General features: G+C 72.1%; 21 protein-coding genes. 8 read left to right on the top strand and 13 right to left on the bottom strand.

The genetic code is table 11. The features are described from left to right. Positions 1-71: 71 nt before the first annotated feature. The 4 genes from ACIBCM_RS07015 to ACIBCM_RS07000 are packed head-to-tail and all read right to left on the bottom strand — an operon-like array spanning position 72 to position 3577. Positions 72-1313 (bottom strand): cytochrome P450, encoded by a 1242-nt coding sequence (locus ACIBCM_RS07015; protein ID WP_399240923.1) that lies wholly within the window; start codon positions 1311-1313, stop codon positions 72-74. Further along, on the bottom strand, positions 1310-2362 hold the full coding sequence (locus tag ACIBCM_RS07010; RefSeq protein WP_399240922.1) for an amidohydrolase family protein: 1053 nt from the start codon (positions 2360-2362) through the stop codon (positions 1310-1312). The genes ACIBCM_RS07015 and ACIBCM_RS07010 overlap by 4 nt, the downstream gene beginning before the upstream one ends. Further along, positions 2352-3242 (bottom strand): NAD(P)-dependent oxidoreductase, encoded by an 891-nt coding sequence (locus tag ACIBCM_RS07005; RefSeq protein ID WP_399240921.1) that lies wholly within the window; start codon positions 3240-3242, stop codon positions 2352-2354. Before ACIBCM_RS07005 ends, ACIBCM_RS07010 begins: the two co-directional genes overlap by 11 nt. Then, entirely contained in the window at positions 3239-3577 is a 339-nt protein-coding gene (locus ACIBCM_RS07000; protein WP_399240920.1) for an antibiotic biosynthesis monooxygenase family protein, read from the bottom strand. The genes ACIBCM_RS07005 and ACIBCM_RS07000 overlap by 4 nt, the downstream gene beginning before the upstream one ends. 559 nt (positions 3578-4136) lie before the next feature. On the opposite strand from ACIBCM_RS07000, the gene ACIBCM_RS06995 reads away from it, so the two are divergent. Beyond that, a complete protein-coding gene (locus tag ACIBCM_RS06995; RefSeq protein WP_399240919.1) occupies positions 4137-5189 on the top strand; it encodes a hypothetical protein in 1053 nt (350 codons plus the stop codon). A 68-nt stretch (positions 5190-5257) separates the two neighbouring features. Here ACIBCM_RS06995 and ACIBCM_RS06990 read toward each other — a convergent pair whose 3' ends face one another. The 6 genes from ACIBCM_RS06990 to ACIBCM_RS06965 all read right to left on the bottom strand — a co-directional run bounded on the left by ACIBCM_RS06990 (position 5258) and on the right by ACIBCM_RS06965 (position 12441). Further along, complete coding sequence (locus ACIBCM_RS06990; RefSeq protein WP_399240918.1) at positions 5258-5932, bottom strand: type 1 glutamine amidotransferase domain-containing protein; 675 nt, start codon at positions 5930-5932, stop codon at positions 5258-5260. A 107-nt stretch (positions 5933-6039) separates the two neighbouring features. Continuing rightward, entirely contained in the window at positions 6040-7668 is a 1629-nt protein-coding gene (locus ACIBCM_RS06985; RefSeq protein WP_399240917.1) for a GMC family oxidoreductase, read from the bottom strand. Beyond that, positions 7665-8657, bottom strand: a complete 993-nt coding sequence (locus ACIBCM_RS06980) for a carbohydrate ABC transporter permease (RefSeq protein ID WP_399240916.1) — start codon at positions 8655-8657, stop codon at positions 7665-7667. Before ACIBCM_RS06980 ends, ACIBCM_RS06985 begins: the two co-directional genes overlap by 4 nt. Positions 8658-8699: 42 nt before the next feature. Beyond that, positions 8700-9713 (bottom strand): carbohydrate ABC transporter permease, encoded by a 1014-nt coding sequence (locus ACIBCM_RS06975; RefSeq protein ID WP_399240915.1) that lies wholly within the window; start codon positions 9711-9713, stop codon positions 8700-8702. Continuing rightward, positions 9691-10980, bottom strand: a complete 1290-nt coding sequence (locus ACIBCM_RS06970) for an extracellular solute-binding protein (RefSeq protein ID WP_399240914.1) — start codon at positions 10978-10980, stop codon at positions 9691-9693. Before ACIBCM_RS06970 ends, ACIBCM_RS06975 begins: the two co-directional genes overlap by 23 nt. 189 nt (positions 10981-11169) lie before the next feature. Further along, complete coding sequence (locus tag ACIBCM_RS06965; protein ID WP_399240913.1) at positions 11170-12441, bottom strand: 6-phospho-beta-glucosidase; 1272 nt, start codon at positions 12439-12441, stop codon at positions 11170-11172. A gap of 66 nt (positions 12442-12507) precedes the next feature. Here ACIBCM_RS06965 and ACIBCM_RS06960 point away from each other — a divergent pair, with 66 nt between their 5' ends. Beyond that, entirely contained in the window at positions 12508-13701 is a 1194-nt protein-coding gene (locus tag ACIBCM_RS06960) for an N-acetylglucosamine kinase (protein WP_399240912.1), read from the top strand. Positions 13702-13903: 202 nt separating this feature from the next. Here the strand turns inward: ACIBCM_RS06960 and ACIBCM_RS06955 are convergent, their stop codons facing one another. After that, positions 13904-15106: an ROK family transcriptional regulator gene (locus tag ACIBCM_RS06955; protein WP_399240911.1), complete on the bottom strand. Its 1203-nt coding sequence runs from the start codon at positions 15104-15106 to the stop codon at positions 13904-13906. A 66-nt stretch (positions 15107-15172) separates the two neighbouring features. Here ACIBCM_RS06955 and ACIBCM_RS06950 point away from each other — a divergent pair, with 66 nt between their 5' ends. The 3 genes from ACIBCM_RS06950 to ACIBCM_RS06940 all read left to right on the top strand — a co-directional run bounded on the left by ACIBCM_RS06950 (position 15173) and on the right by ACIBCM_RS06940 (position 18396). After that, positions 15173-15895 carry a flavin reductase family protein gene (locus tag ACIBCM_RS06950; protein WP_399240910.1) on the top strand — a complete coding sequence of 241 codons (723 nt, stop codon included), beginning with the start codon at positions 15173-15175 and terminating at the stop codon, positions 15893-15895. Then, a complete protein-coding gene (locus ACIBCM_RS06945; RefSeq protein WP_399240909.1) occupies positions 15892-16821 on the top strand; it encodes an ROK family protein in 930 nt (309 codons plus the stop codon). Before ACIBCM_RS06950 ends, ACIBCM_RS06945 begins: the two co-directional genes overlap by 4 nt. Before the next feature lie 111 nt (positions 16822-16932). Continuing rightward, a complete protein-coding gene (locus ACIBCM_RS06940; RefSeq protein WP_399240908.1) occupies positions 16933-18396 on the top strand; it encodes an aldehyde dehydrogenase family protein in 1464 nt (487 codons plus the stop codon). Between the two features lie 108 nt (positions 18397-18504). Here ACIBCM_RS06940 and ACIBCM_RS06935 read toward each other — a convergent pair whose 3' ends face one another. Then, the gene (locus ACIBCM_RS06935) at positions 18505-19770 is read right to left on the bottom strand and encodes a cytochrome P450 (RefSeq protein ID WP_399240907.1); all 1266 of its coding nucleotides are present in this window, start codon (positions 19768-19770) and stop codon (positions 18505-18507) included. 952 nt (positions 19771-20722) lie between these two features. On the opposite strand from ACIBCM_RS06935, the gene ACIBCM_RS06930 reads away from it, so the two are divergent. Continuing rightward, positions 20723-21850 (top strand): N,N-dimethylformamidase beta subunit family domain-containing protein, encoded by a 1128-nt coding sequence (locus ACIBCM_RS06930; protein ID WP_399240906.1) that lies wholly within the window; start codon positions 20723-20725, stop codon positions 21848-21850. Between the two features lie 327 nt (positions 21851-22177). On the opposite strand, the gene ACIBCM_RS06925 is transcribed toward ACIBCM_RS06930, so the two are convergent. Beyond that, positions 22178-23551 (bottom strand): tannase/feruloyl esterase family alpha/beta hydrolase, encoded by a 1374-nt coding sequence (locus tag ACIBCM_RS06925; RefSeq protein ID WP_399240905.1) that lies wholly within the window; start codon positions 23549-23551, stop codon positions 22178-22180. Between the two features lie 216 nt (positions 23552-23767). Here ACIBCM_RS06925 and ACIBCM_RS06920 point away from each other — a divergent pair, with 216 nt between their 5' ends. Next, positions 23768-25012 carry a sensor histidine kinase gene (locus ACIBCM_RS06920; protein ID WP_399240904.1) on the top strand — a complete coding sequence of 415 codons (1245 nt, stop codon included), beginning with the start codon at positions 23768-23770 and terminating at the stop codon, positions 25010-25012. After that, complete coding sequence (locus ACIBCM_RS06915; protein ID WP_399240903.1) at positions 25009-25701, top strand: response regulator; 693 nt, start codon at positions 25009-25011, stop codon at positions 25699-25701. The genes ACIBCM_RS06920 and ACIBCM_RS06915 overlap by 4 nt, the downstream gene beginning before the upstream one ends. The last annotated feature ends 84 nt before the right edge of the window (positions 25702-25785 follow it).

The raw sequence follows: 25785 nt of genomic DNA, 5'->3' as shown, positions 1-25785 counted from the left end.
GGCTCGCACAGGGTGCGGCCGCGACGCCGAGGGCCTGGGAGGGGGAGCGCCGGCCGGACCCCCTCCGGTTGTCACCTGGACGGGTCGAGGACGACCGGCAGTTCCGTCAGACCGCGGAAGGCCGGGAACGGCACCTCCAGCCACGTCGGCTCCCGGGTGGGGTCGGCCGGGGCGACCCGCGGGAACCGGTCGAACAGCCCGGTGAGGGCGAGCTGGGTCTCCAGTCGCGCCAGGGGAGCGCCCAGGCAGTAGTGCACCCCGTGTCCGAACCCGAGGTGCGCGCTCTGGGTGTTCGACGGCCGCGTCACATCCAGCACGTCCGGCTCCTCGAACCTCAGCGGGTCCCGGTTGGCGGAGTTCAGCGCGATCTGGACCAGAGCGCCCTTCGGGATCAGTGTCCCGGCGATCTCCAGGTCCTCGTTGGCGTAGCGGAAGGTCGCGCTCTCCACCGAGCCGTCGTAGCGCAGCAGTTCCTCCACCGCCTGCCCGATCAGCTCCGGGTTCTTCTTCACCGCGCGCAGCTGATCGGGGTGGGTGAGGAGGTTGTGGATGGAGTTGCCGATCAGATACGCGGTCGTCTTGTGACCGGCGAACATCAGCAGGAACGCCGTGGACACCAACTGCTGTTCGGTGAGCGGGCCCTCCTCGTCCCGGGCCTCGGTCAGCGCGCTGAGGAGATCGTCACCGGGGCGTTCCCGCTTACGGGCGAGAAGCTCCGTGAAGTACGCGTGCAGGCTCTCCTCCGCCCGCTGCTGCGCCTGCTTGGCCTCCTTGCCGAAGCCGGTGTGGGCCACCGTGGTGGACCAGGTCTGGATGTCCGCCCGGTCCTCCAGCGGCACGCCGAGCAGTTCGCAGATCACGATGATCGGCAGGGGGAACGCGAAGGCCGGCAGCAGATCGACGGGCTCCCGGGTCGGGCAGTCGTCCAGCAGCGACCCCACGACCTCCTTGATGTGCGTCCGCAGCGACTCCACCCGGCGGGGGGTGAACGTCGAGCCGACCAGCTTGCGCAGCCGGGTGTGCTTGGGCGGGTCGGAGTTGAGCATGTTGTCGTCCAGGGCCACCGACGAGTCACCGAAGATCCTGCGGTACGCGTCCAGGGACCCGTACATGTCCTTGCTCAGCCCCGGGTGGGTGAGCGCGGCCCGGGCGTCCTCGTGCCGTGTGATCAGATAGGTGTCGATGCCGTGCGGCGGACGCATCGGGCAGACGGGCGCCGTGTCCCGGAGGTGCTTGTACACCGGATAGGGATTCCGGCGGAACTCGGGCGTGCAGCGCGAGGCCTCGGCGACGGGGTCGTTCACAGTGGTCACGGACGGCTCCTCAGATCGAAGACGGCTTCGGCGTTTCCGCCGAGGATGAGCTGCTGGGCCGCCTTGTCGACGGGCAGCTTCTCGATCAGGCGTACGAGTTCCCCGAGCGGCACGGACAGCGGCGGCGAGTCGGTACCGAACAGCATCCGCTCGGGCCCCAGGACCTCCGCGTTGAGACCCAGGTGCGCCGGGCTGAAGGTGCTGGTGTCGACGTACATCCGGCGCAGTGCCGCCGCGGGGTCGGCGGACGGCGGCATCGTCCCGCCCCCGGCCGGGGGCTTCGCCGCTCCGGCGGGCGGCCGGGCGGCACCGGGGGGCGGGCCGCCGCTCCCCGGTGCGCCGGATGGCCGGGCCGTCGGGGGGCCCGAGGCGCCGTCGCCGCCCCAGTGCCGGGGACGCGCCGCGGTCTGCAGACGTTCCGGGAGCAGTGCCAGCGCGCCCCCGCCCGTGGAACCGATCAGCCGCAGGGCGGGATACTTCTCCAGCCAGCCGGCGAACGCGATCATGGCCATGCTCAGGGAGATGTCGTGGAACCGGCCGAGTTGCTCGACGAAGCCGAGATGGTCGACCCGGTCGGTGCCGATCGGCTCGGCCGGGGCATGGACCAGGACCGGCGCCCCCGCCTCGGCGGCCAGGGCGAAGAAGGAGTCGGCCCGCGGTGAGCCGAGGAGTTCGCCGTGGACGCTGGAGGTGGTGATCAGCCCGACGAACGCGGGGTCTGCCAGGGTCTCCCGGATCCCTTCGAGATGATCGTCGTCGCCGAACGGATTGGCGTACACATATCCGCGCAGCTGGTCCGGGAAGGTGGTGATCAGACCGGACATCCAGGCGTGGAACTTCCGCAGCCGGTCCCGGGGCTGGGCGTAGTTGTCGACGCCGGGGATCCGTGCCATCGCGCCGGCGCCGACCGGGCTGCCGATGATGGTGAGGTCGATCCCCGCCTGGGCGCGGGCCGCGAGCATGCCGTCGACATCGGTGAGGCTGGGCGGCATGGGGAACTTCTTGGCCGCCTCGGGTGGGGACAGATGCCCGTGGATGTCAATGATCATGGCTGGTTCCCGCGTTCGGTGTGAGTGCGTGGCTGACCGCCATACAGTCCTCGTCGCCGTGGCCCATGCCGGTGGCACGGACATGGGTCTCGGCGGCGGCGGTCGTGAGCGGCAGGCGCAGTCCGGCCGCCTCGGCCTCGTCGACGGCGAGCAGCAGGTCCTTGGCCATCAGCCGCAGCCGGAAGTCGGGCTTGTCGAAGCGTCCGGCGGCCAGGCGCTTGGACTTGAACGCCATGACGGGGGAGGCGAAGCCGCTGCCGGCGATGGTGGTGAGGGCCAGTTCGCGGTCGAGTCCGCTGGCGGCGGCCAGTTCGACCGCCTCGGCCAGCGCCTGCATCTCGATCCCCATCAGCAGATTGAGCAGCAGCTTCATCCGCATGCCGGAGCCGGGCGCGCCCAGGTGGACGACCTGCTTGCCCAGCAGTTCGAGCAGGGGACGGGCGGCGGTGAAGACCCGTTCCTCCCCTCCGACGAACAACCGCAGTTCGCCGGTGCGGGCGTGTTCCCGGTTGCCCAGCATCCCGACGTCCAGGACCGAATGGGTGTCATCGGCCAGCCGGACGACCTCCTCGGGGGCGACCGTCCCGGCGCAGACCAGCGAGCCGGGGTAGGGCCCCTGCGCGAGGATCCCGTCGGGCCCGCGCAGCACGGCGGTGAGCGCGTCCCCGTCGGCGACGGTGCAGATGGCGGCGCTCGTCCCCTCGACAGCGTCGGCGGGGTGGGCTGCGGAGAAGGCACCGGCCCGGGCGAGCGGCTCCGCGCGCTCCGGGGTGCGGTTCCAGACCCGTACCCGAAGTCCCTGGTCGAGCAGACGGGTGGCCAGTCCGGTGCCCATCGTGCCGAGTCCGAGGACGGCCACGGGGCCGGTGTCGCGGGTCATGACGTCACTCTCATGGTCTCCTGCACGACCCGGTACCGCAGCGACTGCGTCTGTTCGACCCAGGCGCGCAGCGGCCCGAGCAGTGCGCGGTGGTCCTCGCCGCGCAGCCAGGCGAAGAAGTGCTCGGGTGTCTCCCACTCGCTGGTGATCACCCACTGGCGGGAGTCGTCGATCGGCTCGCCGAGACGGTCGATGATGTGTCCCGGGACGCTCGCGACGGACTTCCGTATTCGGTCGTACGCCTCGCGGAACCCCTGTTCGCCGCCCTCGACGACACGGACCGCGTAGACCACGGACAGCTTGTCGCTCGCGGGGCTGTTGGTCTCAGTGCGCATCTCTCCTCCTGACAGTGAGATCTGGCGTGGCACGATTCCCACGGACTCATGGCGGATGGGGCGACGCAACTCCGAAGCGCGGACGGTCCAACGGGGACACAGGGCACCCGTTTTTAGGCTCAGCCGGTGGGGTGAGCGGCCCCGCGCGGTGTCGTTGAGCCGAGTGGCCTCCGGGGCTTGAGGGCGGCCCGGGCGACGGGGCCCGTTCATGTGTGCGCGCCCGGGTTCTCGGGGCCGGGCGCCCCCGGAGACCGCGGGCCCCGGGGAACGGGCCGGCTGCCGCTGGGGCGGTACGGGTGCCCCGGGGGGGCGCGGTACGGGCGAGGGCGACGGGGGCCTCGGTGATCGGCCGGGCCGGTCCGAGGACGTCCACGACCGGTTCTGCGGTGACGGTCCCGGCCTGCTGCCTGCACGCGTTCGCTCTGGGCGGTCCGTGGTCCGTCGTAGGCCGGCTTGCTCCGGAGTTCGCCGGCGGCACCGCGAGCGACCGGCCGGCAGGGAGTTGCTCCCGGGGTGACCGCGAGCGGCATTGCCGGAGGCTGCTGACAGGATTGCGGCCATGAACGGCATTCCGACCACTCCGCCCCGGCCACTCGACGTCACCGCGATCTTCCCCCGACTGGCCCCGCTGGCACGCACAGCGACCCGGTTGCACCCCCGCCCCGGGTCTCCGTCGCCGTACGACAGCTCGGTCGGCGGGCCGCTGCTGTGGCCCGCCGACGAGCCCTGGCCGCACTGCGGGGGACCTCATGCGGTGGACGGAATGAACCCCGCCATGTCCCCGGCGGACGTGAGGCTGGAGCGACGGATACGTGCCGCCGCGCACAACAGGAGCATGACCCCGGGGGAGCAGGAGTCCCTCCGCCGTATCCGTCCCCCTCGGGAGCTTCCACCGGAGCCGGCGGTCGCCCGGCCGTATGAGGGTTCCATGGCGATGCTGCCGGTCGCGCAGCTGTACGTACGGGACGTACCCGATCTGCACGCGCCCGAAGGGGCGGACCTGCTCCAGGTCCTGTGGTGTCCCTTCGACCACCCGGTCATGCCCAGGACCGCGCTGTTCTGGCGGTCGGCGGCCACGGTGACCGAGCATCTCACCACGCCCCCGGAACCGCCCGCGATGCAGTTCGACCACTATCTGCCCGAGCCTTGCCTGATCAGCCCCGAGCGGGTCACCGAGTACCCCAGTCCCATGGAGTTGAGCAAGGAACTGCGGGAGCAGCTGGGGAACTGGAGCCTCTGGCAGGCAGCCGACGCGGGTGTGGACAGCTCCTACGCGCCCTACCCGCAGGAGTTCTACGACAGCGCGCTGTCCGTCGCGCCCGGCTGGAAAGCCGGCGGCTGGCCTTCCTGGGGCCCCACCGACCCCGCACCCAGGCTCTGCCCCGCCTGCGACAGCGAGATGGACGCCCTGCTGACCATCGCCACGTTCGAGAGTTCCGGCACCACCCGCAGCTGGAATCCGTACGGGCATCCGGCCGAGGGGCCGGCCACCGGCCCCGGCTCTTCCGATGCGAGGCAACCCACCAAGGTCCAGATCGGCAGCGGCTACAAGCAGCAGCTCTACATCTGCCCGGACGCGCCGGAACACCCCCACACCGAACTGATGCAGTAACTGGTCACATCCCGTTCGGTTCGTGCTGGGAACGGAGCGTCAGGAACGGCCTGCTCCCGGCGCCTTGGTCAGCGGGCCAGCAGCGTCAGCACGGCCTCCGCCACACCCGTCGCCGACGCCGGGTTCTGGCCCGTGACCAGTCGGCCGTCGACGACGACATGTGCCTGGTAGACGCCCGCATCGCTGTGGTCGGCCCCGCGCTCCGCCAGCGCGTCCTGGAGGAAGAAGGGCACCAGGGCGTCGACACCGCTCTCGCGCTCCTCGGCGTTGGTGAACGAGGTGACGTTCTGCCCGTCGAGGAGAGGGCGGCCATCGGGCAGGGTGAGATCGAGCAGCCCCGCCGGTCCATGGCACACGGCGGCCACGGTCCCGCCCGCCGCGTACACCGCGGATCCGAGGCGGGCCACCGCCGGGTTGCCGGGGAAGTCCCACATCGCGCCGTGACCCCCGACGTAGAGGACCGCGTCGTAGTCCGCGGGGTCCAGGTCGTCGATCCGGGCGGCGGTATCCAGATCGACCTCCTCCAGGAAGGCGCGCTGCACCGGGTCGGAGATGTCGGCGCCGTCGACCGGCGGGCGACCGCCCCGGACGGAGCAGATCTCGACCCGGCAGCCGGCGTCGGTGAACACCTGCCAGGGGTGCGCGGCCTCGGAGAGCCAGAATCCGGTCTCCCGGCCCGACTCGCCGAGCGTGCCGTGACTGGTGAGGACGAACAGGATCGACGGCGTGCGGGGTCGGGGCATCTCATGTCTCCTGGCGGTCGGTTGGTGGTCGGGCGGTCGGTCCGGCGGACAGGCGGTCGGCGACCGCTTGCGGGACGGTGCGGTGCGCTACGGTGCGGTGCGGTCGCTCATGGACGGCCCGGCGGGCGCCCGGAAGGCCCGGGCCGGACGGCTGACGGACCGGTGTCCCGACCGCTCTCCGGTGGAGGACCCGTGCCGCGGATGAGATCGGCGGCCCGTTCCGCGATCGCGAGCGTCGGGGCATTGGTGTTCCCCCTCGGTACGGAGGGCATCACGGACGCGTCCGCCACCCTCAGGCCGTCCACTCCGCGCACCCGCAGCCGAAGGTCGCAGACCGCGGTGTCCGCTCCGCCCATCGCGCAACTGCTCGTCGGATGGTGCATGGTGACGACGTTGTGCCGGATCCACTCCCGTATCTCCCGCTCGCCGCCGCGCACATGCGGACCGGGCAGGAGTTCTCCGGCCGTCAGCCCGGCGAACGGCTCCCGTGCGGCGATCTCCCGGGCGATGCGCACCCCCGCCGTGAGAACGTCCAGATCGGCCTCGGCGGTGAGATAGGCGGGGTCGATCGCGGGCGCGGCGGACGGGTCCGCCGACGCGAGCCCGATCCGGCCGCGGCTGCGTACGTCGGAGCAGGTCACCAGCACCAGGACCCGGTCCGAGCCGTCCCCGTCCCCGTCCCCGGAGCCGGGAATGGCCGGCGGGACGATGTGGTACTGGAGATCGGGCGCGGGCAGCCCCTCGCGGGTGCGCAGGAATCCGCCGCTCTCACCGCCGTTGGACGTCCACGGCCCGCGCCCCAGCGTCCGCCAGAGCAGTGCGCTGCCGCGGACGGGCGCGGACGGCGGCGTCCGCCACACCATGTCGACCCGCGGATGGTCCTGGAGCCCCGTCCCCACCGCCGGTGCCGCGACGAGGGTCTCGATGCCGTGCCCGGCGAGATGACCTCCGTCGCCCACGCCCGACAGCATGAGCAGCTGCGGCGAGCGGATCGCGCCCGCGCAGAGGATGACCTCGCCGTCCGTACGGGCCTCGTGTTCGACGCCGTCCCGGAGGTAGCGCACCGCGGTGGCACGCCCGTCCTCGATGACGACCCGGGTCGCCAGGGCCCCGGTCGCCACGGTGAGATTCCGGCGCCCGGCGGCCGGGCGCAGATAGGCGTCGGCGGCCGAACGGCGGCGTCCGCGCCGCTGGGTGAGCCGGTAGAAGCCCACGCCGTCCAGCGTCCCGGTGCCGTCGGGCGAATCCGCGCCGAAGCCGTCGTTCGCCCGCAGCCCGTACGACTCGGCGGCGGTGACCCAGGCCCGGGTCAGCCGGCTGCGGTGCCGGTGCGTCCCGATTCCGAGCGCGCGCTCAGCGCGCAGGAAGTACGGCAGCAGGTCGTCGAAGCCCCAGCCCGTACAGCCGTGGGCATCGCGCCAGGAGTCGAAGTCGGCCCGGCTGCCCCGTACATAGATCATGGCGTTCGTCGACGAGGTGCCGCCCAGGGTCCGGCCGCTGGGCCAGTAGACGCTGCGGTCGGCGGCGTGCTGCTGGGGGACGGTGGAGTACGCCCAGTCGTAGGGACCGCGGAACAGTCTCGGCATGGCGGCGGGGACCCGGATGTCCTCCGAGTCGTCCGGCGGTCCGGCCTCCAGCAGCAGGACCCGGACGGCGGGGTCCTCGCTGAGGCGGGCGGCCAGGACACAGCCCGCGCTGCCCCCGCCCACGACGATATAGCGGTAGCCCCTCGTCATCCCTTGACCGCCCCTGCCATGATTCCGCCGATGATCTGCCGTCCGAGGAGGGCGAACACCAGGAGTACGGGGATCGTCGCCAGCGCCGTGCCCGCGAGGATCAGGGAGTAGTCCTGGAAGTATCCGGCCGACAGCGTGGAGAGCGCCACCTGCACGGTGGGATCCTCCGGTGTGAGCACCACCAGCGGCCAGAAGAAGTCGTTCCACGCCTGCATGAAGGTGAAGACGCCGAGTACGGCGGCGGCCGGGCGGATCGCCGGCAGGACCACGTGCCAGTACACGCGGAAGGTGTGGCAGCCGTCCGTCCTGGCCGCGGCGATCAGTTCGTCGGGCACGCCCTCGCTGATGAACTGCCGCATCCAGAAGACGCCGAAGGCCGTGACCATGCCCGGTACGACCACGGCGGGCAGGGTTCCGGCCCACCCCAGCCGCCCCATCAGGATGTACAGCGGGATGATGCCGAGCTGGGTCGGGACCATCATGGTGCCGATCACGATCATCAGCAGTGCCTGTCTGCCCCGGAACCGCAGCTTGGCGAAGGCGAACCCCGCGAGCGAGCTGAACACCAGGACGGACAGGGTGATCGCGCTCGCGACGATGAGCGAGTTGACGAGGGCGAGCAGGAAGTCGGTGGTCTCGAAGACCCGGCGGATGTTCTCCGGCAGACTGCCGCCCGGCAGCAGCGGCGGGGGAGTCCGGGCGACGGCCTCGTTGTCGTGGGAGGCGACGACGGCCGTCCAGTACAGCGGGAACGCCGAGGCGAGGACGACGGCGGTCAGCAGCGCGTAGGTGAGCGGTCCGGCCTCGTGGAGCCGCTGCAACCGTGAACGGCGGTACCGTCTTCGGGCCCTGCCGCTGCCGCTGCCGCCGTTGCCGCCGCTGCCGGGTCCGGGTCCGGGGCCCGCGCGCTGGGCGTCCGGGCCGCCGGCGCGCGAGGCCCGGACCGGAGCCCGGACGGCCGGGTGCGGCCCTGTGTCATTGCCGGTCATCGTTCTCCCTCTCCTTCCCCGTGCCGGAGGTCGCCGCCGTCGTCAGTCGCTGCTGCGGATCCGCCGGGTGATCAGGTAATTGACGGCCGCCGCCACGATGATGATCAGGAACATGACCCAGGCGATGGTGGCCGCGTAGCCGAAGTCGAACTCGCGGAAGCCCTGCTCGTACAGGTAGACCGTGAGCGTCTGGAACTGCCGGTCCGAGCCGCCCGTGACACCGCCGGGTGTCGGGTCGAACAGCAGCGGTTCGGCGAAGAGCTGGAGGCCCTGGATCGTCGAGATGATCACGGTGAAGACGATGACGGGCCGGAGCGAGGGAATGGTGATGTGGCGGAACATCTGGAAGCCGCTCGCGCCCTCGGTGAGCGCCGCCTCGTACCGCTCCCTCGGGACGGTCTGCATGGCCGCGAGATAGATCAGGGCGTTGTAGCCGGTCCAGCGCCAGATCACCATGACCGAGATGACGGCATGGGAGCTCGCCCGGCCGGCCTGCCAGTCGACCGGGCCGATGCCGACCAGGTCCAGCGCCCAGTTGACGAGCCCGAAGTCCCGCCCGAACAACTGGGTGAAGATGATCCCCACGGCCGCCACGGAGGCGACGTTCGGCAGGACCACTCCCATCCGGAACGCCGTCCTGGCGCGCAGCCGGATATTGAGCAGATGCGCGAGACCGAGTGCGAGCAGCAGTTGCGGGACGGTGGACAGGACCCAGATGGAGAGGGTGTTGAACAGCGCGTTCCAGAAGTACTCGTCGGAGATCAGACGGGCGTAGTTCCCGAGTCCCACCCAATCGTCGGGGCTCTCGCTGATCAGCTGCCACTCGTGGAGCGACACATAGAGCGTGTAGCCGATGGGGAACAGACCGAAGCCGAAGAAGAGAAGGAAGAACGGGGAGACGTACAGATACGGCGAGAACTTCTCGTCGAGCCGCACCAGCAGCGATCCCCGGTCGGGCCCCGGCCTCTTCCCGTCCGCCGGTCCGGCTCCCGCCGGGGCCCCGCCCGCGAGCGCCGCCCCGGCCCCGGCGTGGCTAGTCGGCAGCCTTCTTCGCATCGCTCACTGCCTTCTTCCAGGCCTCCGCCGGTGATTCACTGCCCTGCTCGACACGGCGGATGCCGTTCTGGACCGCCAGCCGCACGGCGGCGGAAGCGGGGCCCTGGTACTGCGGTTTCAGCGCCTTCGCGGAGTCGGTGAAGATCTGCCCGATCGGCGCGTCGCCGAAGAACGGCTTTCTGAAGCCCGTCATCGCCGGGTCCTCGTACAGCGACGGTGTGGAAGGGAGATTGCCGATCTTCTTGAAGACCTTCATCGCCTGCTCCGGCGCGGTCAGCCACTGGGCCAGCTTGTACGCCTCGTCGGCGTTCTTGGACTGCTTCGGTACGGTCAGCCAGGAGCCGCCCCAGTTGCCCCCGCCGCCGCCGGGCACGGAGGCGATGTCCCACTGGCCGGACGTCTTGGGCGCCTGGCTCTGGATGAAGGCCGTCACCCAGGCGGGGCAGGTGACCGTGGCGAACTTGCCCTGCTGGAACGCGGTGCCCCAGGCGGGGCTGAAGGCGGCGATGTTCGCCGAGAGTCCGGCCTCCGTCGCCTTGGTGACCAGGTCGAAGGACTCCTTGACCGCGGGGTTGGTCTCCACGATGAGCGAGTCGTCCTCGTCGTAGAACGCCTTCGGCGCCTGTCCGAGCACCGCGTTGAACATCAGCGCCCCGCTGTCGAAGAACTTCGCCCCGGTCTTCGCCTCCATGAACCGCTCACCGGTCCTGATGTAGCTCTCCCAGTCGGGCCACAGTCCCGAGACCGACTTCCGGTCGCTGGGCAGCCCCGCTTTCTCGAAGAGGTCCTTGCGATAGCAGATGGCGAGCCCGCCGACGTCCGTCCCGAGCCCGATCTGCGTCTTGGCGTCGGCCTTGGACTGCGCCCATTTCCAGGGCAGCCACTGGCTCTCCAGCTCGCCGGCGCCGAAGTCGTACAGATTGCGGAACTTCTGCGGCTGCGCGGTGAACTGGGCGAGGAAGTCCCCTTCGACGGCCACCACGTCCGGAGCGCCGCGGCCGGCGGCCAGCTGGGTGGCGAGTTGCTTGTGGTGCGTCTGGTAGTCGCTCACCCGCTCCACAATGGTGACATCGGGGTTCTTTTCCATGTATTCCTTGTACAGATCCTTGAAGCCGAAGTCGTTGAACGTACCGATCGTGAGGCGGACCTTGCCGCCGCCGCTGTCCCCGCTGCCGCACCCCGCGGTGAGCGCGGCCACCAGCGTGCCCACGGCCACGAGGACGACCGGTACGCGTCGGCGGCCTCCGGTCCGTCGGGATCCCTCCATCTGAACGCCTCCTTCGCCTGGCGCGAGGGTTCGGGCTGAATGTCCCCGATGTGATGGCCCTCCCGGGAGTGGTGAATGTAATCCCGTGTCTCTGCTGTGGCAATAGATAGGAAGGGCTGCTTACCAAGTCGTGTCCTTGGCCGTCGCTCCTCATCGCCATTGCCGGTGCCATCGCCGTCGGCGCCGTCCTCAGCCCGTCCAGACCGCGGGGAGGTTTCCGCGGTGCTGTTCGAGCAGCGCGTCCAGCAGGGCCCCCGCCGGTGCCCAGTCCTTCACCAGCGGATTCGCCATGAGGGCCAGTCGTGCGGTGCGGCGGTCGCCGGTCAGGGCCGCCTCCACGGTGAGCCTCTCGTACGCCTTGACCTGCTGGACGAGCCCCAGCAGCTCGGGCGGCAGCGGACGGACGCCCACCGGCGTGGCGCCGTCCGCCCCGATGCGCGCCGACACCTCCACCACGGCGTCGTCCGGCAGGCCGGGGACGGTGCCGTCGTTGCGGACGTTGACCGCCTGCACATCGCCCCGGTCGTCGTGGAGCGAGGCGATCAGCTGCACCGCCGCCTCGCTGTAGTGGCTGCCGCCCCGCCGGGTGAGCAGCTCGGGCTTGGTGTCGAGCGACGGGTCCCGGTACAGCTCCAGCAGTTCCCGCTCGATCCGCATCACCTCCCGCGCGCGGATGTCGCCGGCCCGCTGGGCGGCCACCATGTCGGCGGTGCGGTAGTAGAACCGCAGATAGCGCGACGGAACCGCCCCGAGGTCGTCGAGCAGTTCGCGCGGCAGCTCCAGATGTCCGGCGAGCGTGTCGCCGTGTGCGCGGAGCAGCAGGGGCAGCGCGTCCTCGCCGTCCACCCGGACCGCGCGCTCCCAGGTGAGGTGGTTGAGGCCGACGTGCTCCAGCTCCACCCGGTCCGGAGCGACACCGAGGAGCCCGGCGAACCTCCGCTGCAGCCCGATCGCCACATTGCACAGCCCGATCGCCCGGTGTCCGGCGTCCAGCAGTGCCTGGGAGACGATGCCGACCGGGTTGGTGAAGTCCACGATCCAGGCGCCGGGCGCCGCGTGCCGGGCCACCTGCTCGGCCAGGTCCAGCACGACGGGGACCGTTCGCAGCGCCTTGGCGAACCCGCCGGCGCCGGTGGTCTCCTGGCCGACGCGGCCCTCGGAGAGCGGGATGGTCTCGTCGAGGAGCCGGGCCTCCTGGCCGCCCACCCGCAGCTGTACGACGACGAAGTCCGCGCCCTCGACCGCCCGGGGGACGCTGGTGGTCGTGGTGAGCCGGCCCTCCCAGCCGTGCCGCCGCAGGATCCGGCCGGCGATCCCGCCGACGGTCTCCAGCCGTTCGGCGGCGATGTCGTGCAGGGCCAGCTCCCCGACGCGGATCCGGTCCCCGAACCGGGCGAGTCCGTCGACCAGCTCCGGGGTGTAGGTGCTGGCCCCGCCGATCACAGCGATCTTGACCGCCATGCGGATCACTCCTCTTCTCTGGAAGGAAACGCAGTAGATAGTTATGATCCCTTACTATAGTCGTGAGTGACAGAGAACTGCGGGACTCGGGACGACGGGGCACAGGTGGCACGGGACACGATGACGAAGGCGGCCGTCCTCGCTGTGGACGGCGGAAACTCAAAGACCGATCTGGCGCTGGTGGCGGCGGACGGCACACTCGTCGCCGCCGTACGCGGGCCGGGCTCGTCGCATCAGCGGCTCGGGATACAGGGAGCCGTGGGCGCCCTGCGGGAAGGCGTCGCGCTGCTGCGCGCCGAGGCCGGATACCCGAGCGAAGGGACAGGTCCTGAGGATCCGTGCGGGCCGCACGCCGGTCCGCCCGATCCGGCATTCCCCTCCGGCACCCCGATCGCACGAGTCGGCGTCTTCTGCCTCGCCGGGATCGATCTGCCGGTGGACGACCGCCGGGTGGGAGCCGCCCTGCGCGCGGAACGGCTCACCGACTCGCTCGTCCTCAACAACGACGCCTTCTCCGTGCTGTGGGCCGGCTGCCCCGAGAAGTGGGGCGTCGCCGTCGGCGCGGGCACCGGCCTCAACTGCGTAGGCATCGCACCCGACGGACGCGAACTGCGGTTTCCCGCACTCGGCCGGATCTCCGGAGACTGGGTCGCGGGCGGGCGGTGGCTCGGTGTGCGCGCACTCGGCCAGGCCGTGCGCGCGGCGGACGGCAGGGGCCGGCGGACGATCCTGGAACGGGCCGTCCCGGAGTACTACGGGCTGCCCACACCGATGGCCGTCGCGGAAGCCGTCTACACGTCCCGCATCCAGGAACGCCAGCTCTTCGCGCTCGCGCCGACCGTCTTCCGCGCGGCGGCCGAGGGCGACACGGTCGCCCGCGAACTGATCGACCGGATCGCGGACGAGATCGTCACCTATGTCTCCACGACCGTACGCCGCCTGGAACTCGCCGGCACCCGTGTCCCGGTCGTCCTCGGCGGCGGGCTCTTCGACTCCGGGGACCGCACGTTCCTCGACGGAGTACGGGAGGGCATCACCGCCGTCGCACCCCACGCGCTCATCCGCGTACTCACCTCCCCGCCGGTCCTCGGCGCGGCGCTGCGGGGGCTGGCGTCGCTCGACGACGCCGAACCGGGCGCCGAGGAGCGCGTGGCCCGGGCGTTCGGCCGCCGCCGGGTGCCCCGGGCGGCGGCCGACGAGCCGGCACCCGGGCCCGCGGACCCGCTGAGCGGAACGGCGATCGAGTCGGGCCCGGTATGAGCACCCTCGGCACGGGCGCAGGTTCCGCCGGGCCCACCGGGTCCGCTCGGACTGCCGGGACCGTCGGGTCCGGCACGGCCACGGGGTCCTCCGGGATGGCCGCGCCCGTCCGGACCGGCAGGGCCGCCGACACCACCGGGTGCGCCGGGACCGCCAGGACCCACAGGGCTGCCGGCCACCCCCGGCCCACCGCGACCGGCGCTCAGCCGCCTGGGCCCGGCGGGGGCTCGCTCAGCAGCCGGTCCCAGGCCGTCGACACCGCACTGCCGACCGCGCCGTGGAGCACCGCCTCCGTGCCCAGCATGGAGTTCACGACCTGGATCGACAGCGGTGTCAGCGACCGCAGCTCCGTCTCGATCGGATGCATCAGCAGATCGCCGTTGTGGCCGACACCGCCGCCGAGCACCACCACCTCCGGGTCGACCACCGCCGCGACGGTGGAGACGGCCCGCGCCAGCAGCCGTGCCTGTGTCTGGACCACCTCGCGGGCCAGCGGATCCCCCTTGCGCGCGAGGGAGAAGACCGTGCGCAGCGTCATCGGGCGCTCGGCGCCGCGCGCCGCGCCCAGGCGGGCGATCGCGTCCGAGACCGCGGGGCTGGTGAACCAGCCCCGCCACGGCGGTCCGCTCTCCGCGCCGCCGTCCAGACCGATCGGGAGGTACCCGATCTCACCGGCGAGCCCGCGCGCTCCCCGGTGCAGCCTGCCGTCGATCACCAGGCCGAGGCCCACTCCCGTACCGACCGACAGATACGCGAAGTTGCCGCACTGCCGGCCGTACCCCTTCCACAACTCGCCCAGGGCGGCCAGGTTGACGTCGTTCTCGATGTCGACGTCCGTCTCGAACTGCGCCCGGATCTCCCCGACGATGCCCTGGCGTTCCCAGCCCGGCAGATTCGCCGCCAGCATCATCAGCCCGCGCGCGGGGTCGACGACACCCGGGCTGCCCACCGTCACCTGGTTGACCTGCGCCCAGCCGACGCCCTTGTCCCGCATCACCGTCTTGGTGATCGCCCCGATCTGGTCGAGCAGCGTCCGGTTGCTCCGCAGCCGTACCCGCTCGTCGTGGCGGGCGACGATGGTGCCCGACAGATCGGCGAGCGCCGCGCGCACCCAGCGGCGCCCCACATCGATCCCGACGACCCAGGCGGCCTCATTGCTCACTTCGTACAGAACGGCCTTCGGACCCTGGCTCCCGTGCGTGGACCCGGCCTCACGGATCAGTCCGGCGGAGACGAGATCCGTGAACACCTGCGAGACGGTCGGCTTGGACAGCCCGACGACCCGCGAGACCTGCGACCGCGACAGCACACCGTGGTGCTGGATCGCGTCGATGACCGACCGCCGGTTGATGGCGCGGACCATCGAGGGATCGGCCCTGGCGAAGGTACGGTGCTCGACAAACACGGTCCCCACCTCCTCGGACGCGACGGATGAGCGCGCCAATGGTACTCACACTTCGGGCGGTCGATCATGAAGGACCCCACCGGCGGCCCGCCCCGGCGGCTCGACGAACCACTCGAACTGGATCCGGGTGCCTGGCCGCACCGCGAGACCTACCTTCTGCTGACCGCTCTGGTCGTGCCCCGCCCCATCGCCTGGGTGTCCACCAGCGGCCCCGGCGGGGTCCCGAACATCGCCCCGCACTCCTTCTTCAACCTCGTCGCCCATGAGCCGCCGCACATCCTCTTCAGCGCGACCGGAGTCCGCGACACCCTGCGGAACGTCCGGGCGTCGGGGGACTTCGTCGTCAATATCGTGTCCGAGGACCTGGTCGAGGCGATGAACCTCACCGCGGCCGACTTCCCGCCGGAGGAGGACGAGTTCCAGTGGGCGGGCCTGACGGCGCGGCCCTCCGCACGGGTCACCGCGCCGCACGTGGCCGAGGCCAGGGCCCATCTCGAATGCCGGCTGGAACGCGAGATCTCCGTCGGCGGCGCGAACCTCGTCATCGGGGAGGTCGTACACATCCGGGTCGACCCCTCGGTCTGGCGCGACGGCCGGGTCTCCCCCCGGCACCTCGCGCCCGTCGGCAGGCTGGCCGGTTCCGCGTACACGCGGTTCGGCGAGGTGTTCTCGCTGCCCCGCCCGTACTGGGACCCGGAGACCGGGGCACCCGTCACCCCCGAACAGCGCAGCCAGCGCAGACATCACAGACAGAGCACCCAGCGCCCCGAGGACACCGAGGAGGAATGATGCTGGCAGGGATAGCAGTCGGACGCACCCGCATCCGGTGCGCGATCGGTACGGGACCCGGCGACGTCCACGCCACGGCCGGCTTCCCGGTCACCTCGCCGGACGAGACCGTGGACCGCGTCACCCGGTATCTGGCCGGACAGCAGGAGCGGTACGGCGAGGTCACCGCGCTCGGGCTCTCCTGCTTCGGCCCGCTGGGGCTGCGCCCCGGAGAACCGGAGTACGGCCGGGTGACCTCGACGCTGATGACGCGGTGGCAGGGCTACGACCTGGTGGGCGCGGTCCGGCGTACGCTCGACGTCCCCATCGTGCTGGACACGGACGTCAACAGCGCCGCGATGGCCGAGTGGTCGGCCGGTGCCGGGCGGGGGCTCGGCACCGTCGCGTATCTCACCGTCGGCACCGGACTCGGGGCGGGCGCCGTGACCGGCGGACGACCGGTGCACGGCCGTGCCCACCCGGAGATGGGCCATCTGCCGGTCGCCCGCCACCCGTCCGACGAGGTGGCCGGACGCTGCCGGCACCACCGCGACTGCCTGGAGGGGCTGGCGAAGGCCGGTGCGATCGCGGCACGCCTCGGCTGGAGCCCTTCGGCGCTCGGCGGACTGACCGGCGCGGATCTCGACAGGCTGCCCGGGGAGGCGGTCCGGCTGGAGGCGTGGTACCTCGCCCAGCTCACCACCGCGCTCACCTATCTCCTGTCACCGGATCGCATCGTCGTCGCCGGAGTCCTCATGGCGGTGCCCGGGATGCTCGCCGCACTGCGGGACGCCACCGTCGAACGGCTCGGCGACGACCCCGGTGTGACCCCCGTGGTGACGGACATCGAGAACTACCTCCTGCCGTCGCCGCTCGGCGGCCGGGCCGAGATCCTCGGCACCCTCGCACTCGCCGGAGCCGCCCTCGCTCCGGTCCGCTCTGAATGACCGAACTCCCTTCCTGACTGCTGATCCCCGGCGCACGGCCGGTGACCAGTCAGGGGACTCCCGTACGAACGACCAGGACATCGCACTCGTGGACAGGGAAAGGCCGACATCATGGGAACCACCACCGAAGGCATCCGGCATGTGCGGAATCTGATCGGAGGGACCTGGCGACCCGCCGTCTCGGGGCTCACGATCTCCCGCGAGAACCCGGCCGACACCGATCAGACGGTCGCCACCTGCCCCGCGTCCGCGGCCGAGGACGTGGCCGAGGCGATCGCGGCGGCGAAGGCCGCCGCACCGGGCTGGGCGGCCACGGACGTACGGGAGCGGATCGGGATCATCGGCCGGGCGCTCGACATCCTCGGGGAACGGGCCGCCGAACTCGCCACCGCGGACGTGCTGGAGTCCGGGAAGACGCTCGCGGAGTGCGAGGGTGAGATCGCCCGCGCGCTCGCGGCGACCGGATACCAACTGGAGATCGCGCCCGGGCTGCTGTACGGCGAGAGGTCGCTCCCGTCCGGCCTGGACGTGGAGATGACCCGCTCGCCGGTGGGTGTCGCCGCGCTGATCACGCCCTGGAACTACCCCTTCAGCGCGGTCATCCGCAAGAGTGTGCCGGCCCTGGTCGCGGGCAACACGGTGGTGGTCAAACCGTCCGAACTCACCCCCGTGACCGCGGAGATCACCGGTGCCGCCCTGACCGAGGCCGGTCTGCCACCCGGTGTCTTCAACCTGGTGTACGGGACCGGGCAGGACGCGGGAGCCCCTCTGGTGGACGACCCGGTGCCGGGCGCGATCTCCTTCACCGGCTCCACCCGTGTCGGGCTCGCCGTCGCCCGCGACACCGGCGGCCGGGATGTGAAGGTCCAGGTGGAGATGGGCGGCAAGAATCCGCTCGTGATCCTGGCCGACGCCGATCTGGACCGCGCGATCGACGCCGCCGTGTCCGCCTCGTACACGGCGGCGGGGCAGTGGTGCATCGCGACCAGCCGGATCATCGTCGAGGAACCGGTCTTCGAGGAGTTCCGGGACCGCTTCGTCGCCCGGACCCGGCAGGTCCGGGTGGGTGACGGCCTCTCGGAGGGCACCGACATGGGACCGGTCAGCTCGAAGGTCCAGTACGACAAGGTCCTCTCCTACCTCAGGCCCGACACGCTCACCGGGACCGTTCTCGTCGGTGGCGGCGCGCACACCGGCGAGGACGTGGCGAACGGCTACTACATCCAGCCCACCGTCGTCGAACGCCCCGACCCCGCCTCGGCGCTGGTCCAGGAGGAGGTGTTCGGCCCGGTCGTCTCCCTGCTCTGCGCCACCGGCCTCGACGACGCGATCCGCCTCGCCAACGACACCTCGTACGGCCTGTGCGCGGCCGTCTTCACCCGGGACACCGACCGGGCCCGGCGCTTCGCGGCCGCCGTCGACGCCGGCCGCGTCGGCATCAATATGCCGACCTCCGTCGGCGACCACCATGTGCCGGGCGGCGGCCGCAAGAACAGCGGCCGCGGTGAGTACGAGGGCGCGGAGGACGGGATCGTGTTCTTCACCCACCTGAAGCCGGTCTTCATCCCGCGCTGACCGCTGCGCCGCCCCTGGGGGCGCTCCCGTGCCCGGCCCTCCCCCGCCCGGTGGGCCGGGCCCCGGTCCACCGGGCCCGGACCGCTGGTCCTGCGGATGGATCCTGGCCTACAGGATCCGGTCGACCGGGCCCGCGTACGGCTCTTGGGATGGTGCGGGGGACGGGGTGAAAGCGATGTCGAGGCCGGTCAGTCCCCGGAAGTTGAGACTGTTCTGCCAGCGCGGCGCGGCGCCGTCGAGCTTCCAGTCGGGCAGACGGGTGAGCAGTGCCTCCAGGACGACGGCGCCCTCCAGCCGGGCCAGCGCCGCGCCGAGGCAGAAGTGCGGCCCGTACCCGAAGGCGATGTGCCGCCCGCCGGGGCGCTCGAAGTCCAGTACGTCGGGGTCGGGGAATGCGGCGGGATCCCGGTTGGCGGCGCCGCACACCAGCAGCACCGCCTGACCGGCGGCGATGGAGCGGCCCGCCAGGTCCAGGTCGTGCCGAGCCCTGCGCAGCAGCAACTGCACCGGGCTGTCGTAGCGCAGGAGTTCCTCGACGGCGGCGGGGATCAGGTCCCCGCGGTCGCGCAGTTGCCCGGCGGCCCGCGGGTGGTCGAGGAGGGCGAGTGCCGCGTTGCCGATGAAGTGGGTGGTGGTCTCATGCCCGGCGATCAGGAGCAGGGCGGTGTTGGCGAGGAGTTCATCGAAGTCCTGGTCCGGGTTCTCGGTCCCGGTGGCCAGAAGGGCGCGCAGGGTGTGGGGCGCGGGCGGGCCGTCCTCGCGGGTCAGGAGTTCCCGGAGGTAGGCGAGCATCTCGGCCATGCTCTGCGAGGCGGTCCGGGATTCGTCGGCGTCGAGCCGGGAGCTGCCGATGGCCGCGGCGATCGGGTCGGACCAGGAGGACAGGACGGGCCGGTCCTCTTCCGGGACGCCGAGGAGGTCGCAGATGACGGCCAGGGGCAGAGGGCGGGCGAGGTCCGCGACGATGTCCAGCCGGCCGGCCGGCTCCGCGCGGGTGATGATCCGGTCGACGGCGTCGGAGATGCGGCCGCGGAGCGCCGCCACGGCCCGGGGCGTGAAGGCTCTGCTGAGCAGGGCGCGTAAACGGGCGTGGTCGGGGGCGTCGCTGTAGAGCATCTGCCGGCTCAGGACCCGGGCCAGCGGCCGTAGTTCCTCGGAGACCGCCTCGATGTCCGGATAGCGCACCGAGGAGAAGCGTGGATCACTCGCCGTGCTGCTGACCACAGCATGACTGGTGGCGATCCAGGCGTTGAGATGACGGTCCCAGAAGAGTTCGTCGGTGTTTCGCAGATCCCGGTAGAAGTCGTAGAGACGGTCCTGGCTCCGGGGCCTCAGGGCGGACAGCAGTGACGCGGGCTTTGCGTGAGTGGGCACCGCTGCACGGTAGCAGCAGACGATCATCCCGATGTCCGATTGCCATGACGGTCCGAACCTTGCACGGCAGGGTGAGTAAGTCCGGGGCCACCCTGGCCACTTGGCTGCCGGGACGGCGATGCCGCCCGGCTGGGCGCCGGGTCCCGGGAGCCGCGCCGGTCGGGTGCCACGGGCGGTTCCGGTGCACGGGCCGCCGCCCGCGCACTCGTCCGCTCCCGGTGAGGACATCCGGTCGCACGGCATCCCGCCCCCGGTGCGATCCGCCCGGCCCCCGGCGTATACGGGACGGCGGTACGGCCCCGGTGCCCCGGCGCGGGCACCGGCGGGCTGGGGGAAGGGGGAGGCGCCTCCGCCCGTACCGGCCATTCGGCCCTCCACCGGTCGCCCGCGTACGCGGGCCGCCGCAGGATCGATCCGACAGCGCGACGGTACGGCAGCGTCGGCACGGCAGCGCGGACGGACACGATGGACGACGACTCGGCCCGCCCCGGCCACGGCCCCGACGGCCGCCCCGGGCGCGCTCTGGACCGCAGGACGTTCCTCGGCGCGGCCGCTGCGGGGGCGAGTGGCGCCGCCATCGGGGTGGTGACCGGCTGCGGCCTCACCGCCGAGGCGCCCTCCGGACCGGGCCCCGGCCGGACGGGGCGCCCCGCGGCCCCGGAGCGGGACCTGCCGGGCACCTCCGACTGGCGCGTCCGGTCGGTCGGCCCGCCCGGGGCGGTCGAGGGCTACACCGACCGGGTGAGTGTGCTGCCGGGGGAGGAGTTCGGGCTGTACGTCTCCACCACGGCACCGGGTTTCCGCGTCTCGGCCTACCGGATGGGCTGGTACGGCGGCGCGCAGGCGCGGCTGCGGTGGCGGTCCGGCCGCCTGCCGGGCCGTGCACAGCGCCGGCCGGGTCCGCAAGGCGCCACCCAGACGGTACGGGCGGGCTGGCAGCGCTCCGCCGTGGGTGAGCACCGAGGGCTGGCCCGAAGGCGCGTATCTGCTCAGGCTGGACGCGGAGAACGGCCACCAGCGGTACGTACCGCTGATCGTCCGCTCCGCGACCGCCCGGGGCCGGACCCTGCTGATGCACGCCGCCGCGACCTGGCAGGCGTACAACAGATGGGGCGGGTACAGCCTCTACGCGGGCGGTGACGGCTCGTACGGGACCCGGTCGCTGGCCGTCAGCTTCGACCGGCCGTACGACAGCAACGGCGCGGAGAAGTTCCCCGTCTACGAACGGGCCGCGGTGGCGCTCGCCGAGCGGCTCGGCATCCCGCTGGCGTACACCACCGGTATGGACGTCCACCGGGACCCCTCGGTGCTCAAGGGGGCGACCGCCGTGATCTCGCTCGGCCACGACGAGTACTGGACCCCGCAGCAGCGCCGCCATGTCACCGAAGCCCGGGACGCGGGAGCCAACGTGGCCTTCCTCGGGGCCAACGCGTGCTTCCGCCGGATCAGGCTGGAGCCCGGGCCGGGAGGAGCCCTGCGCACGGTCGTCTGCTACAAGTCCGGCTACCGGAGCGACCCGGCGCTGGCGGACCACCCCACGATGCCGACCAACGACTTCAGATCACCGCCCGCGCCCGCCCCGGAGTCCGCCCTGACCGGGGTGCTCTACGAGGGCTATCCCACCGACGCCTCCTACGTCGTCCACAACGCGGACCACTGGATCTTCGCGGACACGGGGGTGCGGACGGGCGACTCGTTCGCCCATCTCGTCGGAGTGGAGTACGACCGGGTCACCCCGGACGCGCCCACCCCGGGGCCGCTGGAGATCGTCGCCCACTCCCCGCTGATCTGCAAGGGGCGGAGCAGCCATGCGGACACGGCGTACTACACCGTCCCGAGCGGTGCCGGTGTCTTCGCCGCCGGGACCATGCGATGGGTGGAAGGCCTGATGGCCGGCACCCGGGAGAACGGCCGCAACCACGGGCTGGACGCGCGCACCGGAGCCTTCGTCACCCGCGCGACCGAGAACGTGCTCCGTGCCTTCTCGGCGGGCCCGGCGGCCCGGACGATGCCGGTGCCCGAGGACAACGTGAGCCGTGTGTACGGGCGCACGGCGGCCGGGCCCGGGGCGGCGCGGTAGCGCGAGACGCGAGCGGGGCCCGGGAGAGGGCCGCCACGCCTCCGTGGGCTCCGGAGTGTCAACCGTTCGCCCACGGCCGGGACCGGCTCGAAGCCCGCGGAACCCGGGGGCCGGCTTCCCGGAACCGGAACGGCCGCCACGGTCACCGGAGTCCTCGCCCGGCTCGCGCTCCTCGCCGGCATCTTCGTGGTGATCGCGGTCCGGCGCCGGACGGGCCGCGAGGACACCTGGTCCGGAAGCGGGACCTGCCCCCGGCACCGCTGACTCCGGCCAAGGGACCCGGGAGCCGGCCTCCGCGCGAGGCCGGCTCCCGGGCGTTCCGGGCCGTCAGAGTGTGCAGCCGGTGGTCGCCTCGCCGCCGGGCAGGGGTACGGTGCGGCTCGGCGGCGGGGTGACACCGCGCTGTGTCCACGCCACCAGGGCGTCGAAGGCCGCGGTGAAGCAGGACTGCATCGGCCGTACGACCTTCGGCGCCAGGTCGTGGAAGCCGTCGGCGTGGGTGCCGCCCTCGATCCGGTAGTACCGGTGCAGCTTGCCCCGGCCCGAGTCCTTCACCATCCGGTCGTACACATCGCCGGTCCGGGTGATCGGCAGCTGGACGTCCAATGTGCCCTGGACGGTGATCAGCGGCCGGGTGATACGGCCGGTCAGTGAGACCCGCTCGATCGCGTCGTGGACGCTGTCGGGCCTGGAGGCGTAGTCGTAGTCGGTGTCGCAGCCGGCGCCCGTCCCCTCGGCGCAGAACGGCGTGCCGGCCTGGGTGGCGCCGTCGTAGTCGGGGTCGAACTCCTCGCGGATGACGCGCTGCAGCAGGTCCCACTGGTTCAGGTAGTGGGCCTTCCACAGAACCTCGGAGCCCCTGGGGTACCCCTCGGCGTACATGGCCTCGGCCGCGCCGGGCTCGCCCCGCTCCCACCGGGGGAAGGCACGCAGGGCCGGGGGCAGGTTGGTCAGCAGGTTGGGCTCGTCCCGGGTGACCAGCAGGCCGTTCCAGTCGATGCCTCCCGAATAGAGCCGCGGGAAGTGCTCGAGCTGCCAGCGCACCAGATAGCCGGCCGCGGAGAGGCCGGCGGCGTACGTCCGGGTGGGCGGCTTGCCGTAGTGCCTGGCTGCCACCCGCTTGGCGGCGACGGTCAGCTGAGTGAGCCGCATATGCCACTCCATGACCGCGTCACCCGGCTTCGCGCCGTCCCGGTACATCTCGGGGCCGGTGTTGCCCTTGTCGGTGGCGGCGTACGCGAAGCCCTTCGCCAGTACCTGGTCGCTGATGATCTGGTCGTTGGCGTACTGGCGCCGGAGGCCGGGCGGGCCCGCGACGACCAGGCCGCCGTTCCAGTTGTCGGGCAGCCGGATCACGAACTGGCTGTCGTGGTTCCAGCCGTTGTTGGTGTTGGTGCGGGAGGTGTCCGGGAAGTAGCCGTCGAGCTGGATGCCGGGCACGTTCGAGGGGTTGACGGTGTTGCGGGCCTGAAGCCCGGCGTAGTCCTGTGGGTTGGTGAGGCCCAGCGGACGGGTGCCGGTCGTGGTCAGGTCGTCCACGCAGTGGCTGACCAGGCGCTCCGCGCCGGGGACGCGCAGCCGCTCCCCTTCGCAGGCCGGTTCGGCGGCGCTCGCCCCGGCTGAGGGGAGGAGGCCGACCGCCAGCAGGGCGGGTACGAGGGCGGCGAGGAGGCGCCGACGTCGGTACATCGGGCGGGACATGGCTCCAGCACTCCTTCTCGGGATGGGTGGTGCGGTGAACAGGAACAGGTGGACCGTAGGCCGCGGGCCCTGATGCCGAGGAGTGCCGGACGGCCACACCTCGCGGGCATCCGGCACACCCGCCGGGGCCACCCGTGCCGATCGGCACATGACCGGTGGCCACACTTCGGGCGGGACCGGTGCCCGGCGGCCTCGGTCCCGTACCGTCCCTTGGTGATGAGCTTTGTGGAGGGGGATCCGATGGCCTCACCGCCGACCGCCGTGCCGTGGATTCCGCCCGTGCTGTACACGACGGTCCTGGCCGGGGGGATCTACCACACGGCCGTCTCGGACGGCCCCGTGCACGCCGGGCGCATCGCGGGCTTCGTGGCGGGGCTGCTTCTGCTCCTCGCCCTCGAACCCGTCGAACGGCGCCGCCGGTCACCCGGCACCCCCGCCCGTCCCGCGGCGGCCCTGCTGGCCACTCGCCTGGTGCTGTTCTCGGCCGTCGCCGCGCTGGACGGTTCAGGTGTCTCGCGGGCCCTGCTCGTGCTGGTGCCGTTCACCGCCTGCCTCGCGTTCGGCCGGCGGGCCGGGCTCGTCAGCGGTGCGGGCTGCGTCGCCCTGCTGGTCGCCGGCTACACGCTGTGGGTACCCGGGTGGTGGGTGCGGTCGGCGTACGTGTCCGACCTGCTGATGTTCGCCCTGGGGCTGGCGCTGGCCTTGTCGATGGCAGCCGTCGCCGTGCGGGAGCAGCAGGGGCGGGTACGGCTGGAAGGCGTCCTGGCCGAACTGGAGAACTCGCACGAGCGGCTGTCGGAGTACGCCCTGCGGGTGGCGGAGCTGTCCACGGCCGACGAGCGCAACCGGGTCGCCCGGGAGATCCATGACAGCCTCGGACACCATCTCACCGCCGTCGCCATCCAGTTGGAGAAGGCCGAGGCGTTCCGGGAACTCGACCCGGGGGCCTCGGCCACAGCGGTGTCGGACGCCCGCTGGTCCGCCGGGAGGGCGCTCACGGAGGTCCGCGCATCCGTGAGCGCGCTGCGCGACGCCCGCCCCTTCTCCCTCACCCGCGCGCTCGCCGACCTGGTCCGACACCTCGGCGACGACCGCCTGACCGTGACCCTCCGGATCACCGGGGACGAGGCCGGGTACGACGCCGAATCACTCACCGCCCTGTACCGGGCCGCCCAGGAGGCGCTCACCAACGCCCACCGGCACGGGCGGGCGACCCGTATCGACGTCACGGCCGCCTACGGCGAGTCCGCCGCCCGGCTGGTCGTCACCGACAACGGGCGGGGCTTCGCCGCCGCCCCCACCGCGCGTCCCCGCGGCACCGGCTTCGGGATCCGCGGTATGCGTGAACGGGTCCAACTCCTCGGCGGGCGCGTCGACTTCGACGATCACCCGGCAGCCGGGGGAGCGGTGGTCACCGTCATGGTTCCCCGCAGCCCGCTGCATGCGGGAAGCGCCGGATGAGCGGCCCCGGGAATCCCGGTGCGCCCGTGCGCGTCCTGGTGGTCGACGACCAGGAGCTCGTACGGGAGGGGATTGCCTCGCTCCTCGGCATCCAGCCGGGCGTCACCGTCGTCGCCACCGCGTGCGACGGACCGCGGGCGGTCGAGGCCGCCGTCACCCACCGGCCGGACGTCGCCCTGGTCGACGTACGGATGCCCGGCATGGACGGCATCGAGACCGCCGCCGTCCTCGCCACCCGGGTGCCCTCCTGCCGGGTCGTCATGCTGACCACGTTCGACGACCGGGACTACGTCGCCCGCGCGCTCGGAGCCGGGGCCGTCGGCTATCTGCTCAAGAACCTCCCCTCCGCCGAACTCGCCCGCTCCGTACGCCTCGTCCACGCCGGGGTCGCCCAGCTCGACACCTCGGTGATGGCCGACCTGGCCGCCGCGCTGACGGCCACCGCTCCGGTGGCCCCGGCCCCGGAGCGGCCAGGCCGTCAGGCCCGGGGGCCGGCCGACGTACTGACCGGACGCGAGGTGGAGGTGCTGCGCCTTCTCGCGGGCGGCTCGACCAACCGGGAGATCGCCACCCGGCTCTTCCTGAGCGAAGGCACCGTCAAGAACCACATCTCCCGCATCCTCGGCCGCCTCAACCTCCGCGACCGCACCCAGGCCGCCCTGTACGCCCGTGACCACGGACTGCTCTGAGCCGGTCGTGGAGATCGTGGTGCACATGTGCGAGCGGCCGCCCGAGTTGGTGGCCCGATCAGGCGGGGCGGGACGGATCGGATG

It is taken from the genome of Streptomyces sp. NPDC051018 (assembly GCF_044456085.1).
GTDB lineage: Bacteria > Actinomycetota > Actinomycetes > Streptomycetales > Streptomycetaceae > Streptomyces.
Note: the sequence above shows the minus strand (reverse complement) of the source record. Positions and strands in the feature narration are given on the sequence as shown.

Coding starts and splice junctions, on each gene's coding strand:
- ACIBCM_RS07010 (WP_399240922.1), bottom strand. CDS start 2,362: ATGATCATTGACATCCACGGGCATCTGTCCCCACCCGAGGCGGCCAAG.
- ACIBCM_RS06975 (WP_399240915.1), bottom strand. CDS start 9,713: ATGCGAAGAAGGCTGCCGACTAGCCACGCCGGGGCCGGGGCGGCGCTC.
- ACIBCM_RS06995 (WP_399240919.1), top strand. CDS start 4,137: ATGAACGGCATTCCGACCACTCCGCCCCGGCCACTCGACGTCACCGCG.
- ACIBCM_RS06980 (WP_399240916.1), bottom strand. CDS start 8,657: ATGACCGGCAATGACACAGGGCCGCACCCGGCCGTCCGGGCTCCGGTC.
- ACIBCM_RS06945 (WP_399240909.1), top strand. CDS start 15,892: ATGATGCTGGCAGGGATAGCAGTCGGACGCACCCGCATCCGGTGCGCG.
- ACIBCM_RS06950 (WP_399240910.1), top strand. CDS start 15,173: ATGAAGGACCCCACCGGCGGCCCGCCCCGGCGGCTCGACGAACCACTC.
- ACIBCM_RS06940 (WP_399240908.1), top strand. CDS start 16,933: ATGGGAACCACCACCGAAGGCATCCGGCATGTGCGGAATCTGATCGGA.
- ACIBCM_RS06965 (WP_399240913.1), bottom strand. CDS start 12,441: ATGGCGGTCAAGATCGCTGTGATCGGCGGGGCCAGCACCTACACCCCG.
- ACIBCM_RS06920 (WP_399240904.1), top strand. CDS start 23,768: ATGAGCTTTGTGGAGGGGGATCCGATGGCCTCACCGCCGACCGCCGTG.
- ACIBCM_RS07000 (WP_399240920.1), bottom strand. CDS start 3,577: ATGCGCACTGAGACCAACAGCCCCGCGAGCGACAAGCTGTCCGTGGTC.
- ACIBCM_RS06970 (WP_399240914.1), bottom strand. CDS start 10,980: ATGGAGGGATCCCGACGGACCGGAGGCCGCCGACGCGTACCGGTCGTC.
- ACIBCM_RS06985 (WP_399240917.1), bottom strand. CDS start 7,668: ATGACGAGGGGCTACCGCTATATCGTCGTGGGCGGGGGCAGCGCGGGC.
- ACIBCM_RS06915 (WP_399240903.1), top strand. CDS start 25,009: ATGAGCGGCCCCGGGAATCCCGGTGCGCCCGTGCGCGTCCTGGTGGTC.
- ACIBCM_RS07005 (WP_399240921.1), bottom strand. CDS start 3,242: ATGACCCGCGACACCGGCCCCGTGGCCGTCCTCGGACTCGGCACGATG.
- ACIBCM_RS06925 (WP_399240905.1), bottom strand. CDS start 23,551: ATGTCCCGCCCGATGTACCGACGTCGGCGCCTCCTCGCCGCCCTCGTA.
- ACIBCM_RS06990 (WP_399240918.1), bottom strand. CDS start 5,932: ATGCCCCGACCCCGCACGCCGTCGATCCTGTTCGTCCTCACCAGTCAC.